Origin of the sequence: uncultured Helicobacter sp., assembly GCF_949282165.1 — a bacterium.
Taxonomy (GTDB): Bacteria; Campylobacterota; Campylobacteria; order Campylobacterales; family Helicobacteraceae; genus Helicobacter_F.
Genome location: NZ_CASDOV010000004.1, coordinates 1 through 16199 on the forward strand (window position 1 = coordinate 1; position 16199 = coordinate 16199).

General features: G+C 45.5%; 13 protein-coding genes and 1 other RNA gene. 5 read left to right on the forward strand and 9 right to left on the reverse strand.

Going from position 1 to position 16199, the window contains the following annotated elements:
• Positions 1–435: 435 nt before the first annotated feature.
• Positions 436–2793 (reverse strand): tol-pal system YbgF family protein, encoded by a 2358-nt coding sequence (locus ACH2BK_RS03255; protein WP_395002081.1) that lies wholly within the window; start codon positions 2791–2793, stop codon positions 436–438.
• Between the two features lie 834 nt (positions 2794–3627).
• On the opposite strand from ACH2BK_RS03255, the gene ACH2BK_RS03260 reads away from it, so the two are divergent.
• Both ACH2BK_RS03260 and ACH2BK_RS03265 read left to right on the forward strand, forming a co-directional pair.
• Positions 3628–3981 carry a hypothetical protein gene (locus ACH2BK_RS03260; protein ID WP_395002082.1) on the forward strand — a complete coding sequence of 118 codons (354 nt, stop codon included), beginning with the start codon at positions 3628–3630 and terminating at the stop codon, positions 3979–3981.
• Between the two features lie 212 nt (positions 3982–4193).
• The gene (locus tag ACH2BK_RS03265; RefSeq protein WP_395002083.1) at positions 4194–4412 is read left to right on the forward strand and encodes a hypothetical protein; all 219 of its coding nucleotides are present in this window, start codon (positions 4194–4196) and stop codon (positions 4410–4412) included.
• Between the two features lie 177 nt (positions 4413–4589).
• On the opposite strand, the gene accA is transcribed toward ACH2BK_RS03265, so the two are convergent.
• The 8 genes from accA to flgL form a co-directional block, all read right to left on the reverse strand.
• Positions 4590–5519 (reverse strand): acetyl-CoA carboxylase carboxyl transferase subunit alpha, encoded by a 930-nt coding sequence (accA, locus tag ACH2BK_RS03270; RefSeq protein WP_394994801.1) that lies wholly within the window; start codon positions 5517–5519, stop codon positions 4590–4592.
• Positions 5520–5528: 9 nt separating this feature from the next.
• Positions 5529–6767, reverse strand: coding sequence for a beta-ketoacyl-ACP synthase II (locus ACH2BK_RS03275; protein WP_395002084.1), 1239 nt, complete (start codon positions 6765–6767; stop codon positions 5529–5531).
• Between the two features lie 82 nt (positions 6768–6849).
• Positions 6850–7083 (reverse strand): acyl carrier protein, encoded by a 234-nt coding sequence (acpP, locus tag ACH2BK_RS03280; RefSeq protein ID WP_394994807.1) that lies wholly within the window; start codon positions 7081–7083, stop codon positions 6850–6852.
• Positions 7084–7172: 89 nt separating this feature from the next.
• Positions 7173–7916: a 3-oxoacyl-ACP reductase FabG gene (gene fabG, locus ACH2BK_RS03285; protein WP_394994810.1), complete on the reverse strand. Its 744-nt coding sequence runs from the start codon at positions 7914–7916 to the stop codon at positions 7173–7175.
• 120 nt (positions 7917–8036) lie between these two features.
• Positions 8037–8134, reverse strand: an RNA gene (gene ffs / locus ACH2BK_RS03290) — signal recognition particle sRNA small type.
• A 93-nt stretch (positions 8135–8227) separates the two neighbouring features.
• A complete protein-coding gene (gene hsrA / locus ACH2BK_RS03295; RefSeq protein WP_394994812.1) occupies positions 8228–8908 on the reverse strand; it encodes a homeostatic response regulator transcription factor HsrA in 681 nt (226 codons plus the stop codon).
• 94 nt (positions 8909–9002) lie between these two features.
• Positions 9003–9788: a polysaccharide deacetylase family protein gene (locus ACH2BK_RS03300; protein ID WP_395002085.1), complete on the reverse strand. Its 786-nt coding sequence runs from the start codon at positions 9786–9788 to the stop codon at positions 9003–9005.
• Positions 9785–12334, reverse strand: coding sequence for a flagellar hook-associated protein FlgL (gene flgL, locus ACH2BK_RS03305; protein WP_395002086.1), 2550 nt, complete (start codon positions 12332–12334; stop codon positions 9785–9787). Before flgL ends, ACH2BK_RS03300 begins: the two co-directional genes overlap by 4 nt.
• A 283-nt stretch (positions 12335–12617) precedes the next feature.
• On the opposite strand from flgL, the gene ACH2BK_RS03310 reads away from it, so the two are divergent.
• The 3 genes from ACH2BK_RS03310 to ACH2BK_RS03320 all read left to right on the forward strand — a co-directional run bounded on the left by ACH2BK_RS03310 (position 12618) and on the right by ACH2BK_RS03320 (position 16198).
• Positions 12618–13781, forward strand: a complete 1164-nt coding sequence (locus ACH2BK_RS03310) for a NifS family cysteine desulfurase (RefSeq protein ID WP_395002087.1) — start codon at positions 12618–12620, stop codon at positions 13779–13781.
• Positions 13782–14083: 302 nt separating this feature from the next.
• Positions 14084–15064: an iron-sulfur cluster assembly scaffold protein gene (locus ACH2BK_RS03315; RefSeq protein WP_394994823.1), complete on the forward strand. Its 981-nt coding sequence runs from the start codon at positions 14084–14086 to the stop codon at positions 15062–15064.
• Between the two features lie 15 nt (positions 15065–15079).
• Positions 15080–16198 carry an acyltransferase family protein gene (locus ACH2BK_RS03320; RefSeq protein WP_395002088.1) on the forward strand — a complete coding sequence of 373 codons (1119 nt, stop codon included), beginning with the start codon at positions 15080–15082 and terminating at the stop codon, positions 16196–16198.
• Position 16199 lies beyond the last annotated feature (1 nt).

Sequence of the window (16199 nt, forward strand, 5' to 3'; positions counted from 1 at the left end):
CCGCTGCGCGAACATACACTGCGTTTTCTAGCAAGGTTACAGAATCTCTTAGTGTAGCCGCGTCAGGAACGCCGCTTGGGCTAGCACGTTTTCTATAAACCAAAGATTCTATCAGAACATACCATAGAATCTAGGTTTTTTGGATTGTGTGTGCTCTTTAGATTCTGAATCTGCTCGAGATTCTGTAAAGTTTTTGGAGTTTGGATTCTGTGTGTTTGAGAATCTATGTGGCTAGATTCTGTAATGTCTTAGATTCCGCAATTTTGTTTGTATGAATCTTGATTGGATTGCGCGAGGGTAGATTCTGCGCAATGGAGTTGGCAGTCATATCGATATTCACAGCCTATTGGTGCATTACACTCGAGCATAATCAAGCAAGCCCATAAGCCCCCAAAGCACCAAAGTCCGCAAGCAAGCCCAATCCACCCCCCATTTTTATGGCAGCAGCCCTAGCCCTTCAGTGCAGAGGTTTTGCCACACTTCCACGCCCTCGCCCCCTAGCTTTTGACAGGATTCAAAGCTCTCCCTAGCGCGCGCATAATCACTAGCATTTTTGTCATTAGAGCCCTGCAGGTAGAGGGCTTGGGCGCGCGTGGATTGCGTGATATCTTTTTGCAAAAGTGCGCCAAGTATGGCGTTCGCATCTCCCCACGCCCCAAGTCGCATATAAGATTGTGCGAGGGCGAGCTCCACATACGGCGTGCCATTGCTCGTGCTATGGAGTGCTTGTAGGCGCAAAATATCACGCGCATACAGCTCGATAGCAGTCTCCTCCTTTTGTGCCTGCGCGCCTTTTAGCAGCTCTAGCTCCACATCTATCATACGCGCATCATCGCCCAAATGCTTGTGCAAAAATGTATAAACCTCCCGCGCCTCATCAAGGTTTTCTAATGCCATTAGGTTTTTAAAGAGCACAAACCCCACATCATAGCGCGCGCTTTGCCCTAGCCCGCGTGCTAGCGTGAGCGCATCGCGACTTGCGAGCACGACTTGCTTTGTCAAGCCTAGCTTATCGAGGTTGCGCGCTTCACGATAGAGAATCTCTAGCCTTTTACTCATATCGCTTTGTGCTTGCGCCATACCCTCGATGACTGCTTGGGCTTGACTATTGAGCGAGAGCTCATAGAGGCAGTCAAAAATCCTTAGATTCTGTGCCTCATCAAACTCTCCTCTATCGTAGTGCGCAAAATACTCCGCGATTTTTGGGCAGTCGTTGGACCGCTGGGCTTTGAGGATAAGCTTTTGGTAGCTTTTGTGGGCGAGCTCCTCATTTGGCGTATCTAGGAGTTCCTCATAGCGTCCCTGTGCAAAGAGGATTTGGGATTTGAGCTCTTGGGCTTTTTGGGCAATGTCAGTATTTGGGTATTTTTGCATTAGATACTCATAACGCTCTATTTTTTTCTCGTCCTCATCGCCCACGCCCACAAAAAAGAGCAGCTTGTCATCGCGCTCCTTGACTTCTTGCGCCTTTGGTTTGTTGCCAAATTCCTGCAGGAAAAGTGCGTTGAGTTCGTGGGATTTTTCATACTGCTGGGCGTTTTGGTAGTATAGCGCGGCTTTGTCGAGCACCTCCTCGTGCGAGAGTATCAGGCTATCTTGGAGTTGGGTAAAGAGCGACTCGCTCATCTTTGCCGCACTCTCCCACATCTCGCTTTCTGCGAGCAATCGGATAAAGCCCTCGACTTTGGCAGGGTTTTTGCCCAAAAATTGCGGATAGGCGAGCATAAGCGTATCGATGAGCTTTTTTGCCTCGGGCTTTTTGTGAGATTGTATATAAAACTCACTCCAAGCAAGTGCTATCATACCCGCGCTATCGAGATCCTTAGCCTCTTGATAGGCTTGCACAAAAAGTCGCATCGCCATTGGCGAATCTGAAAGCCCATAATAATTTTTGGCTAGCTGCATTTTGGCTAGGGGCGCGAAGCGCGAGCTAGGATACTCGCTGATAAGCCGCTCGTAAAAATACTTAGATTCTACGCCAAAGCGGATATCGTTATACGCATTGCCCACATAATAGAGCACCTCGGGGATATGCATATCGGTAGGATAGCGTTTTACCCATTTAGTCCCCATATCGATGATAGCATCGGCGTTTTCTTGGGGATCTATCTCTTGGAGTGCCTTGAGGCGGTAATACATCAAATCTTTGACAAAAATGCTCTCTGGAAACGCGCGCAGGGTTTCATCAATCGCCTTTATCGCATCGAGATAGAGCGCGTTTTTCATCATATCCTGAATCCCGAGATAATAAGTAAAATCCTGCCCCTCCTCAAACTCTAGGGGCGCGCGATTGACATCTAGCTCGTGGATAAATGTCTCTTGGTTGTGCGCTATAGACACGGGGAAGTTTAAGCCCTTGGCAGCAGTGGAGCTCGATGAGAGGAATGGAATGCGCTCTTTGTAGCCCACAATCTGCCATTTTTGGGATTTTTTGGGACGCTCTTTGGGGATAGCCACTTCATCGCGCAAATCCACATAGGTGTTGAAAAGCTTGGCAGAGAAATTGGGCTCGATATAGAGGTAGAGCTCCCCATCTATCACGCGATTCCAAAATTTAAAAAACACCGTGCTTGTAGGAGCAAAACTCGCCATAGGCGTTTTTTTGACCACACACACGATGCGTGTAGCCTCGCCTTGGGTGTTGTCAATCTCTTGGCACTCAAAGGGCTCACTATGCTGGAGATTGAGGACAGAGAAGTGCGCGCCATTTTGCTTGCCGTAATTTATGCTCACCTCAAGCGCGCCACTTACCCCTGCCAAAATCCACGCACAGCACACAAAAATCCGCAGCAATCCCACTCCTTTTGCTAAGCTTTGTGAGTGTGTAAGCAATTTTTGCGCCACTTTGGTGTGTGCGTTTATTTTACGCGCCACTTTGGCGAGATGAGTGGGTTTGGATTTGGTGATTTTGGAAGTTGGGTTCTCCCACAGGAAAATGGCTCCGCAGGCTTGCAATGCGATAAGGTTGAAAAATTTCTAAAGAAACTTCGTTTTCTAAAGAAACTTCGTTTTGTGAAAGGCACACACGACGCTTTGGCTTAAGTGAGCACAACGAAACAAAAAACATTTAAACCTTACGCACAAAGCATAGCTTCCTTAGAAAACAAGACAAAGCCGCAGTTTCTTTAGAAAACCCTAGAATACTAAGGGGCAAAGCCACGCGCGAAGTCTCAAGCGGATTTAGAATCTAAAGAAAGTTTAGATTCTAGTTTTAGCAACTTAGATTAAGAATCTAGCTCCACAGATTCTAAGGCATTCATAAATCTACCCCAACAGATTCAGAATCTAGAACAATTACAGAATCTACTATTTTAAAAAAACCTCATCAAGACTTTGCCCAATATCAATAATAGTGCGGTGCGCAAGCACGATGCCCAAACAGAATCTAAAGATTCTAAATCTTTATTCTGCCATTAATGCAGCGCAAAAATCCAATCAAAAATCCCGTGCGAAGCACCCACAAAAAGCGTTGTCGGGGTGGGGGGAGAGGTTGAGAGGGGAGAGGGAACGACTTCGCACGCGTGGCAGAGCCACTCGCCCACACTTGCACATTTTAAGCCTCGCTCCCCCCTCTCGTATAAAACAAGTGATACAGAGAATCTAGAAAGTATTCGTGAGAATACAACTTTGAGAAATGGAAAAATGCAGAATCTAAGCAATATGGAAATTACAGAATCTAAAGTGGATTCAAAATCTAGATTCAGAGTTTTGGCTTTAGATTCAGAATCCAAAGCAGATTCACAATCTCATCAAAACTTAGAATCTAGCCTCTTAGATTCACGCTCTCACGGATACTTCCTAGATTCTCAAAATCGCTTGTTTGCGCAAAAGAAAAGGGGTTTCCCCTCTCCCCGCACTCTCAAAGCCCGCAAAAAGAATAAAGCGCCGCGTTTTTGCTGCGCTTTGCTTGCAACCCGTTGGCTCTTTTTGCGCAATCGGGGAGAGTGCCTCGCTGTTTCCTTGTCTAGGCAAAAATGCTAAAAATGCACTGCTGCATTTTCTTAACGCATTTTTCTAAAGAAGCTTACGCTTTGCCACACACGACAAGGGCGAGTGGCGGTTGGTGCTTGCGCACCTATATATTGATTTGATTTTTGCGTTGCAAAAATGGCAGAATATAAAGATTCTCAATCTTTAGATTCTGTTTGGGCATCGTGCTGGCGCACGCACTATTATTGATATTGGGCAAAGTCTTGATGAGGTTTTTTGAAGTGGGGGATTGTGAATCTGTTTTAGATTCTGTGAGATGGGATTTTGTGTTTGAATCTCTCAATCTAGATTCTGAATCTATTGGAGTGGATTATGTGATTGTTTTGGATTCTATGGAGGGAGGTTTTAATTTTCTGAATTTAGATTCTGAATTTGAATCTAAAGCATTGAAACCAGCTTCTATGTCTCCCCCTAGATTTTGAATCTATTGGGCTAGATTCTAAATTTTGTTTTTGTGAATCTTACTTGGTTTCTTGGGAGTAAATTTTGTGAAGCTAGATTCTGAATCGATTCCGTGGGGCTCAAGTCTGAATGTAAGCCAAAATAAATCTCTAAAACTAGCACCTACATTTTGAGTGCCAATCAAGCTTTATCAGTTTTTAATCGCCAAAAACCCCATAGCGCATAATCTTATCGTAACGCTTTTTCATATACTCTTCATCGTGTTCAAGCTCTGCAAGGGATTTGAGAAAATATGTCTCTATGGCTTTTGCCGCGCCTGCCCTGTCTCTGTGCGCACCTACCGATGGCTCAGTAATCACATCATCAATAAGCCCCATTTTTTTAAGCTCATCTGGAGTGATTTTGAGTGCCTTTGTAGCAGTCTCTAGCTTAGTTGGATCGTTCCACAAAATCGCCGCGCAACCCTCGGGCGATATGACGCTAAAGACGGAGTATTGCATCATCGCGAGCTTATCGGCAACTGCAATGGCTAGCGCACCACCGCTTCCACCCTCGCCAATGACGACAGAGATCGTGTGAGTCTGCAATGCTGCAAACTCTTGGAGATTTTTAGCGATAGCCTCGCTCTGCCCCCGCTCCTCGGCACCCACACCCGGATACGCGCCAGAAGTATCGACAAGCATAAGCACGGGAAGTCCGAATTTTTCTGCGATCTTTGCAGCACGCAACGCTTTGCGATAACCCTCGGGGTGTGGCATACCAAAATTACGCATTAGCTTGTTTTTCGTTCCTCGCCCCTTTTCTTCCCCTATCACCACAGCGGGCTGGATACCGATTTTACCAATGAAGCACACTATCGCCTTATCGTCATGAAAATGCCGATCGCCACAGATTTCGTATTTGTCTTTGAGTATGAGATCAATATAATCCATCGCATAAGGTCTATCGGGATGACGCGCAAGCTGCAACTTCTGATAATCACTCATATTGCCATACACTTGAGCGATCTCCTTATCGAGAGCCTTTTGTAAAATCTCTTTAGCTGCGATATCGCCACGAATATCCGCAGATTCTATATCATCTTGTAGGCTTTTTATTTTTTGCTCAAAGTCAAGGTAAGTAGCCATTCCCTAACCTTAAGGCTTTTTGAAAATTACCACACCATTGGTCCCACCAAAACCAAAAGAATTACTCATAACGGCACTGACATTCGCCTGCCTTGCAACATTTGGGATATAATCGAGATCGCACTCCGGATCGGGGGTTTCTTGGTTTATCGTAGGTGGTAGCACTCCCTCTTGCATCGCCATAATCGATATTACAGCCTCTAGCGCACCCGCTGCCCCTAGACAATGCCCAATCTGCCCTTTTGTAGAGCTCACTGGAGGGACATTTTCCTTAGATCCAAACGCGCTTTTAAGTGCCATAGTTTCAAAAAGATCATTATAGGCAGTGCTCGTGCCGTGGGCGTTGATATAGTCAATCTTTGTATTTGCCATCTTAAGCGCAGCTTTTATCGCACGCAGCGCACCTTCCCCGCCGGGTGCGGGCGTCGTGATATGATTTGCATCGCCACTCTCGCCAAATCCAGCGACTTCTGCGTAGATTCTCGCTCCACGTGCCTTAGCGCTCTCATAATCCTCTAAAACCAATGCAGCCGCTCCCTCGCCCATCACAAAGCCATTTCGATCCTTGTCAAATGGTCTTGAGGCTTTTTGTGGCTCATCGTTCCTATCCGAGAGGGCTTTCATAGCTGCAAAGCCACCAATACCCACAGGGCATATCGCAGATTCAGAGCCAATCACAAGCATTTTGCCCACTTCGCCTATCATAATCGACTTCGCCGCCTCTATAATTGCGTGAGTGCCCGCCGCACAAGCTGTAACACTTGCGAGATTAGGCCCTTTGATACCAAACTCAATAGAAGTAAAGCCGCCAAGCATATTCACAAGCGCGGAGGGGATAAAAAACGCGCTAATCCTTCTTGGACCCTTTTCAAAACATACGATAGAATTTTTCTCGATGTTACCAAGTCCGCCAATCCCCGCACCAGAGCTCACACCAAAATCATCAGCGATACTCTCACTCACCTTGCCATCACTACCAAGCAGTCCAGAATCTAGCATCGCTTCTCTTGAAGCCTTAAGTGCTAGCTGGATAAATCTATCCGCCTTTTTGACTTCCTTAGGATCCATAACTTCCTCGGGGTTAAAATCCACGATCTCCCCTGCAATCTTCACAGGAAAATTCTCCACATCGAAGCAAGAAATTCTTTTAATTCCACTTTTGCCCTCAACGATAGCCTTAAAAGAATCGCCTCTATTAAGTCCTAATGAATTTATCATTCCTAGTCCCGTTACCACTACCCGACGCACATATTCTCCTTGTGTGATTTTGTGAAAAATGTAAGCAATAAATAAAAAGGTAGATTCCCTAATAAATAGAGAATCTCAAATGCTACTTCTTGACTTTTTCAATGTAATCTACGACATCTTTAACGGTTTTGATAGCTTCAGCATCTTGATCTGGAATCTCAATGCCAAACTTCTCCTCAAGTGCCATAATCATCTCTACGACATCTAGTGAGTCTGCATTAAGATCATCGATAAAGTTAGAATTTTCCTTTACCTCATCAGCATTCACACCAAGCTGCTCGACAATCACTGCCTTTACATCATCAAATAGTGCCATAAACTCTCCTTGTGTTTAGAATTGACTTGCATACAAGATGGGATTATAACTTAAGAAAAGCAAAAATAAGCTTAAACTTTGTGAGCAAGCTACATATACAGCCCGCCATTTACCCTTAAAACTTCGCCTGTGATATAGCTCGCCTCATCGCTTAGCAAAAACGCCACGGCATTTGCGACTTCCTTTGCCTCACCAAAGCGCGCTAGAGGGATATTTTTGATATACATTTCTTTAATCTCGTCTTTGAGTGTGTCTGTCATATCTGTGCGGATAAATCCCGGTGTTATGCAATTACAGCGCACATTCCTAGGTGCTCCCTCATAGGCAAAGCTCTTAGTCATCGCGATCATTCCGCCCTTGCTCGCAGCGTAGTTTGTCTGTCCGGCATTGCCTTTTTCGCCCACGATAGAGGAGATATTTACCACAGCCCCAAACCGCTGCTTACTCATTGTCTTTAGCGACTCGCGTGTGCCGATAAATGCCGACTTTAAGTTCGCTTCAATCACACCCATAAAGTCCTGCGTGCTCATTCTGATAGCAAGCTTATCATTAGTTATCCCTGCATTATTGACGAGATAGCTTAGCTCCCCATCACTCTCTACAATCGCCTTTATCGCATTCAAAAAGCCCTCTTCATCTGTCGCATCAAATTGTATAACCGCTGCTTTTCCACCATTAGATTCTATCTCTTGCTTAAGCGCGTCCGCGATTTCGGGCTTGCTGCGGTAGTTTATCCACACCTTTAATCCATAGCCTGCCAACACCTTGCAGATTTCTGCACCTATGCTTCTGCTCCCGCCCGTCACAAGGACATTCTTACCAGTAAAAGTCATAATATTCCTTTATGAAAAAATGTGATGATACCATCAAGGGGTATTATAACCAAATCAATGAGTAGATACAATGCAAACGACAATGAAGGGATTTGTGTCATAAGAATCCTAAGAGGGAACCCCCTTACAGATACCCACGGCACACAAAAATCTAAGCTGCTCTGCTGTGTTCCCACCCTGAAGCGTTGTCCTAGAAACTCGTTGCATGGGTCTATAAAGGAGCGGGTGGCATTATACACAGACTAGACTTAAAGAAAAATATAAAAAATAAAGCTTTTTAGTGGGTTAATGGAGAAAAGAAAGTGGCGTCACTAGCTTTCGCTAGGTGCCTTTGGGTAACAAAATCTATAACCTCTGCGGCGCACCGTCTCGATCGTGCTGATACCCAGAGGCTTGTCCATTTTTTGCCGAATCTGATTAATCGCTACTTCAATCACATTTGGAGTTACGAGCTCTGGCTCCTCCCAAATCGCGTCTAAGAGCTGCTCTTTTGATACGATCTGATCACGATGCCGTGCTAAATGCGTAAGCACCTCAAAAGGTTTGCCTTTAACCTCGATTTCTTGTCCCTTGTAGGTGATTTTTTCCTCATCTGGGTTGATCACGAGATCCTCAATCTCAATCACACTCGATCCCCAAAACTTCAATCGCGCTTCCACGCGCACGAGCAACACTTTCATATTGAGCGGCTTTGCGATAAAGTCATCAGCCCCGTCCTTAAAAGCCTCAATCTCACGCTCCGCGTCAGCCTTATCAGAGATGATGATCACAGGCGTTCGCGGGGATTTTTCTTTGACTTGAGAGATGATTTCCACGCCTATGCCATCAGAGAGCGTATATCCACTCACGACTAAATCATAATTACGGATACTGATATAATACTCCCCATCTTTGATATTTTCAGCCACATCTGTTTGATAGCCGCCAGCACTCAATGTCTCGCTTAGTGCCTTGCTTAGCGTCGTATCGTCTTCTATGATCAAGATTCGCATCGTCTTCCCTTCGAGATTTTAGTAAATTGCTTAAAAAAATCTTGGGCATTATAACACATAAAATGATTTTTTGTTAAAAAAATTTAAGAAAACCTTATAAAAAGGCTTTTAATGCCTTGTAGCGGAAAGAGTTCTCACACACAAAAAGAAACTTTTTCAAATGCCACAAACCATCGCGCATAGGATAATAGCTGTTTTCTTCTAAAACAGAATCTTGGAGATTTAGCCCCGTTTGCTTGAGATAAAAGGCATTAAACTCCATCTTTTTAGCCGTGCGCAAAAGCGTAGCATCATACTCGCCACGGGGCCAGAGCAAATGCGTAGTGCGCACCCCAAGATGCTGTGAGATAAGATCCTTTGAGAGCTGCAAATCCTCGTGCCACGGCTTAGCCACATAATTTGAAAGCTGATAGGTATGCGTCATAGAGCCGATACTGACAAAATCTTTTGCCCGTGCTAATTCCTCCCATGTGCAGACTACCGAGCGAGGATTCTCACTTAGTGCTAGCATCGCTTCGTTATGCGCCACATTAGCATCTTGTATGCCCATCGGGTTTTGCTGCTCCTGCTTTGAAGCCTCATCAATCCACTCCGTAGCGATAAAAACCCCCACCTTTGCCCAATAATGCTGCAAAATCGGCACCGCATTGGTATAAAAATCCCTCCAAGCACCCTCAAAAAGTATGAGCACATATCTCTGCCTGCTAGATTCTAAGGACTTTGTATCGCATTTGAGCGCGACATACTCATCAAGACTCAAAAACTCATAACCTCTTTTTTTGAGATACGCGATTTGTCGCTCAAACTCCCCCACGCTCACGCTTTGGGATTCTGCCCTATCCCGAATATGCTGATAGCCAATAATAGGTATATTTTTCATAGATAATTTACCAACGACATTTGATTGATACGACTTGTCGAAGCCAAGATGGCATTGTAATTTGTCGTGAGGTTTGAAAAGTGATTGTAGGTTTGAGCCATATCTGTGCCAATGTTATCGTTTTTGATAGAGGCGATTTGCACCTTAAGCACCTCATTGCGTCGCAAAGCATTCTCAAAACTCCTTCCGTGCGCGCCATTTTGGGCAATCATTTTTTCTATGTGATTGCTAAAATGCCCAAAAAGCTCAATGCTATTTTGTATGCCGATATTGCGCATATCTGGGACATAATTATCCCCATACATATCGGGACGATAGATTCCATTACGCACAGCCTTAATCATCTCATCAAGCCCATCAAAAAAGTTAATATCTGGCTGATCGATGGTTAGGGCATTATTTGCGTTAAAGCTCAAAAAAGTCGTGTGATTGTGCAGTGCGTCTTCTGAAAAATCATTGCTTTTAGCATTATAAATCATAAACTTCATCCGCGATATAGAGCGCATTTCATCAGAGATTTGTATGCGTCCTTGCGAGGTGAGATTTACCTCTATTTTGCCTTGCTTGGCTTGGAGCAGAGATTCAAAGGCTCTCTTGCCCTCTTGAGTAGGCGCGCCATTTTCAAGCCTAGCAGCAGCGAGATAGGCTTGTGAATCTTGATTAGAATAATTTAGCGCAATGCCAATGGCATCCATTAGCTGCCTATAAGTCATATCATCGGCTTTTGTGATACTCACCGCAGGTGGCTCATCGTGTGGATTATAAAGCGGGATATGGATCTCTTCACCACTCTTTGAATCTGGCAACACAAGGAACGATCCCTCTTTGTTGCTTAGCATAACGCGCGCTTGGAGCGGCACGCCATTATGATCGCTAAGGCTTAAATTATACACCTGTCCATCGATACTCCCTCCAGCGACTTCAGAAAGTTTTGTCTCATCATTGGCAAATCCCATACCACTGCTTAGAATCTGCTGCACATTGGATATAAGCTTTGAGCCACGATTTTCAAACGCTAGCCTGTCATACTCTGCCTTATAATCGCTCCTAAGCCCATTGCGCAACTCCCCACCGCCATAAGTAGAGAGCGAGAGGCTAAATCCGCTCTCGCCATTAAATGGCGGCTCATAGGTATCTTTGTCTTTGTTTTTGACATTTTTATCCCTAAAAACAAGCTCCCCGTGGATCATCTCGCCCTCTAAGCCACCCCCAAAATGCGCGCTCACTTGCTTAATCACATCGCGAAACTGCAGAGAATCGTCAATGCTGATTTTTAGAGATTCTATAGGCTCGGGGTTTATCTTGCCTTCAGTAGTGTTTGGGCGTGTGCCGGCAAACACAAGCGTATCGATCCCCTCAGGCAGCACATCGCGCAGTTTTGTGGTGAGGGTAGCGGGCGCATTGTCTTTGGTTAAAAATGTCGAGGGGATTTTTGAGATTCTATGATCATAATTATCGCGCAAGCCCGCAATTGTGTGCTGCGAGTATTCCCCCATAAATGGGCTTTTCTGAAAGCTCGTAACCCTCGCACCCATAGAGGCAAGCTCATCGAGATTTTCCACATCGGCGTTGCTTGAGATGAGATGAAAGTCCAAATTCGCATTACCCGGTGCTAGATTCTTAATCTCTATTTCCCCCCAATAATTCAAACTCACATCTACGACTTTATTCTTAGAAGTGTTGCCAAACTCCCTGCCTATCTTATCGAGCAAATCCTGCACCCTCGTGGCATTTTTCTCATCGCCAAAGCCCACATCAAAGGCAAATTTGCTCTTAAAGCTCGTGCCATCGGGGCGCACGCCACGCATATAAAAATATTCCTTGCCATTATTATCAGTAATCCTATCATCATCGCCTAGCAAATCCCGCAGGGTATCCGTGCTCTTAATATACACTTCCTCAGGTATATCGCCGCGGCGGATTCTATCCATAATGTCGGGATTGAGCTTGCTTTGGTTGAGTTTTCTTATATTGGTTGTGATGGTTTTGTAACTATCAGAATCTCGCCCAAAAAACAGCTCCTCGCCCGTGATATTATAGGGCATAAGATTTTTTGAGCTTATGAGGGCTTCTAGTCGCTCGTTATTGCCTTTATAAGTGCCATCGGGCTCAAAAGGGCGGATTTTGACATTACTCCCGGAGAAAAGAAACTCCCCGCCGATGGAGGTGTTAGCAATACTAATCATATGCTCTTTGAGCTTTTCCAAATCCCGCGCAATCGCCTCCCGCGAGACAGGGGAATGTATATCATTAGCCGCTTGGATGAGCTTAGTGTTAAACTGCATGGCGGTTTGGGAGAGCTCTTGGAGGGCTTTGTCGGTATTGAGCGTGCGCGTGTAGGCGGTGTTGGAGTTATCAATGCCTTGATCGAGGTTTAGCTCCTCGTATTCTAGCTTTAGATTCTGATTAAACACTGAGCTATCTTGATAGCCGTATTGAATCTTTAGCCCAGAGGCGATTTTGGTATTGATATCAGAGAGCTTGCTCTGCATCGTGCCTTGGTAATAATTCATTTGGTTGTATTTAGTCCCAAAGGTAATACGCATTCTCTAACTAACCCCCTAGCTAAATTTTAAGCTACATAACTATCGAAATATGCCTATAAACATTTAAGCCCTAACCGACAGCATCACTCCCAAGCTTTAAGCAATTTTGATACCCAAATTTACTCCAACCCACTCCCTTGAGAAAACGCGGCGATTTTGCAAATGGCAAATAAAGCATTAATAAACATTGTGTAAAATCCACGCGTTTTTAAGTCCCTAAAGAGCATTTTTCACTCAAAAACACAACAACTCTTTACATTATAGAATCTAACAGGAGCAGTTAATGAAAAGCGTATATTTAGACAACAACGCCACGACTATGGTGGATCCAAAGGTAAAAGCACTTATGGAGCCATTTTTTTGTGAATATTATGGCAACCCAAACTCTTTGCACAAATTTGGCACACAAACCCACCGCGCCATCCACGAGGCGATAGAGGAGCTCTATAAGGGCATCAACGCAAGCGATGAGGACGATATCATCATCACTTCTTGCGCGACAGAATCGAACAATTGGGTGCTAAAGGGCGTGTATTTTGATCTCATTCATAATGGCGATAAAAAGCATATCGTTACCACCGAAGTGGAGCACCCAGCGGTGGGGGCGACTTGCAGCTTTTTAGAATCTCTTGGCGTGCGCATAACGCGCCTACCTATAAATAGCAATGGCAATATCTCGCTAGAGCAGGTGCGCGAGGCACTCTGTGAGGATACCGCGCTTGTTAGCATTATGTGGGCAAACAACGAAACGGGGCTTATTTTCCCTATAGAGGAGATTGGGGCATTGTGCAGAGAGAGGGGCATATTATTCCACACAGACGCGGTGCAGGCTATCGGCAAAATCCCTGTGGATGTGCAAAAAGCAAATGTGGATTTGCTAAGCTTTAGCGCGCATAAATTCCACGGACCAAAGGGCGTGGGCGGGCTCTATATCCGCAAGGGCGTGGAGCTAACCCCGCTTTTGCACGGCGGCGAGCATATGCGCGGACGCCGCAGCGGCACGCTCAATGTCCCCTATATCTTGGGTATGGGCGAGGCGATGAGGCTAGCGGTAGAGAGCCTAGAGCATGAGGATACGCAGGTGAGGGCGTTGCGCGATTATCTAGAGGACGAGCTCCTTAAGATAAAAGATGTCTTTGTCGTGGGTAGCCGTGAAAACCGCGTGCCAAACACCACGCTTATTAGCGTGCGCGGGATTGAGGGCGAGGCGATGCTCTGGGATCTGAACAAAGCGGGGATTGCCTGCTCCACGGGCAGCGCGTGCGCGAGCGAGGATCTGGAGGCAAATCCCGTGATGGTGGCTATCGGTGCGGACAAGGAGCTTGCGCACACCGCGATTAGAATCTCGCTAAGCAGATTTAATACCCGCGAGGAGATAGAGTATATGCTAGAGGTGTTTAAAAAGGCGGTAGAGAGACTGCGCACTATCTCTAGCTCGTATGAGTAAATCTCACGCTAGACACAGAGGGCTGGGGCTAGATTCTAGGCTTTTACAAATCTTTAGAATCTACAGAGATGTTGCACAAAATCTCATAATAAGCCCCTTAGCAAAGCCCGCAAAAAAAAGCTAGTGAAAGAAGGAATTAGCAAAAGGTGGCGCGTAATGAGAGAGATTCTCTACTTGCTTTATCGTGCGCTTATAAATTGTCGTTTGCTTACCCTTAGAGTAGCACGCGGAGCTACCCTAAAGCTAAGCAAATCTATCACAGGGATAGAACGCTAAATCTCATAACATTTTAAGGAAGAAATATGGCAAAAAATGACTTACTCGGTGGTGCGCTCTGGGACGCATATAGCAAAAAAGTTAGTGAAAGAATGGACAACCCCACGCATTTGGGTGTATTGACGCAAAAAGACGCAGACGCAAAGGGAGCTAAACTCATCGTAGCGGATTATGGCGCGGAATCTTGTGGCGATGCGGTGCGGCTGTATTGGCTCGTAGATTCTAATGATGTGATTATTGATGCGAAGTTTAAGAGCTTTGGCTGCGGGACGGCAATAGCAAGTAGCGATATGATGGTGGAGCTCTGCCTTGGCAAAAAGGTGCAGGACGCGGTAAAAATCACCAATCTCGATGTGGAGCACGCACTGCGCGATGATCCCGATACGCCCGCGGTCCCGGGGCAAAAAATGCACTGCTCGGTAATGGCGTATGATGTGATAAAAAAGGCTGCGGGAATGTATCTAGGCAAAGATGCGGAGGATTTTGAAGATGAGATAATCGTGTGTGAGTGCGCGCGCGTGAGCCTCTCGACTATCAAGGAAGTGATAAAGCTTAATGACTTAAAAAGCGTAGAAGAGATCACCAACTACACCAAGGCTGGGGCGTTTTGCAAAAGCTGTGTGAAGCCCGGAGGGCACGAGAAGCGCGAGTATTATCTCGTGGATATTCTCGCTGATGTGCGCTCTGAGATGGAGCGCGAGGCTCTCAAAGAAAATGTCGCAAAGAGTGCGAGTGGCGCGCTAGCGTTTAAAGATATGACGATGGTGCAAAAAGTAAAGGCGGTAGATTCTGTGATTGATGCGCAGGTGCGCCCAATGCTAATGATGGATGGCGGGAATATGGAGATTTTGGATATTAAGGATTCTAGTGATGGGCATATCGATGTGTATATCCGCTATCTTGGGGCGTGTAGTGGCTGTGCGAGTGGAGCGACTGGCACGCTGTATGCCATAGAATCTGTCCTGCAGGAGAACTTAGATTCTAGTATCCGTGTGTTTCCGATATAGCGCATAGAGGGCGATATGGCAGACAAAAACGCGCATTTAGGGGCGTTAGATAGCTTCCGAGGGATTGCGGCTCTTAGCGTAGTGATCTACCACCTCTACATTGTCTCTGCGGTGAGCGAGTGGGAGTTTTTTAGATATTCCCATCTGTTTGTGCCATTTTTCTTTGTGCTTAGTGGCTTTGTGATCGCGTATGTGTATGACAAAAGCTCCTTTAGATTCAAAGATTTTATGATTGCGCGAAGTTTTAGAATCTTGCCGCTTTATTACATAATGCTTGCGTGTTTTCTAGCCCTAGAGTGCCTGAATTATGTGCTGTATTATAAATTTGGATTGTTTTTTAAAAACATTCCTTTTAGCGAGGATAGGGGCTTAGATCAGATTGTGCCAAATATCTTGCTTTTGCAGTCTTGGCTGCCCTGGACTTATCCGCTCTCGTTTAACAACCCCGCTTGGAGTCTGAGCGTGGAGTGGTATCTCTATATTTTCTTTGGAATCTTGATGTTTGTGCCTAGATTCACGCGCTATGGGGTGTTTTTGCTCTGTGCGAGTTTGGCGTATTTTCATCTTTTGGGATTTTTGAGGAGTGAGAGTCTCTCTGGAGTCTTGTATTTTTGTAGCGGGGTGTTGGTGTATTGGCTTTTTGCACTTTGCAAGCTTAGAACAATCCCGCCCCTCCTCCTCACGACTTTGGAGATTCTCCTCATCATCTTAAGCGCGTATATCATTGCTCACAACCACGCGCAATACGCGGTTTTTGTCTTTGGCGCGTTAGTCTTTGTCTTTGGGTTTAGCTCGTATCAGCATAGAAGGGTAATTGGGGGGGGGGCAGTCGCCTCTTTGTTAGAATCTAGATTTTTCCTCTTCTTTGGCACCCTCTCATATAGCATTTACATTTCACACTACTTTGTTATCAGCATTATCAAAGCGGCGATGAGCCTACTTGCCAAATACGGCTATTGGGAGATGGTGCGCCTTGATGAAAAGCTCTATGTCGATTTTGGTAATCCCCTTATCGCAAACCTCTATCTTGTGCTAAATCTCTGTGTGGTGGTGGCGTTTGCCTATCTCTTGCACAAGTATATAGAAAAGCCCTCCATCGCCCTTGGCAAAAACCTTCTCAAAAAGCGCACATAAT

Coding starts and splice junctions, on each gene's coding strand:
- ACH2BK_RS03310 (WP_395002087.1), top strand. CDS start 12,618: ATGAAAAGCGTATATTTAGACAACAACGCCACGACTATGGTGGATCCA.
- flgL (WP_395002086.1), bottom strand. CDS start 12,334: ATGCGTATTACCTTTGGGACTAAATACAACCAAATGAATTATTACCAA.
- ACH2BK_RS03315 (WP_394994823.1), top strand. CDS start 14,084: ATGGCAAAAAATGACTTACTCGGTGGTGCGCTCTGGGACGCATATAGC.
- hsrA (WP_394994812.1), bottom strand. CDS start 8,908: ATGCGAATCTTGATCATAGAAGACGATACGACGCTAAGCAAGGCACTA.
- acpP (WP_394994807.1), bottom strand. CDS start 7,083: ATGGCACTATTTGATGATGTAAAGGCAGTGATTGTCGAGCAGCTTGGT.
- fabG (WP_394994810.1), bottom strand. CDS start 7,916: ATGACTTTTACTGGTAAGAATGTCCTTGTGACGGGCGGGAGCAGAAGC.
- accA (WP_394994801.1), bottom strand. CDS start 5,519: ATGGCTACTTACCTTGACTTTGAGCAAAAAATAAAAAGCCTACAAGAT.
- ACH2BK_RS03300 (WP_395002085.1), bottom strand. CDS start 9,788: ATGAAAAATATACCTATTATTGGCTATCAGCATATTCGGGATAGGGCA.
- ACH2BK_RS03320 (WP_395002088.1), top strand. CDS start 15,080: ATGGCAGACAAAAACGCGCATTTAGGGGCGTTAGATAGCTTCCGAGGG.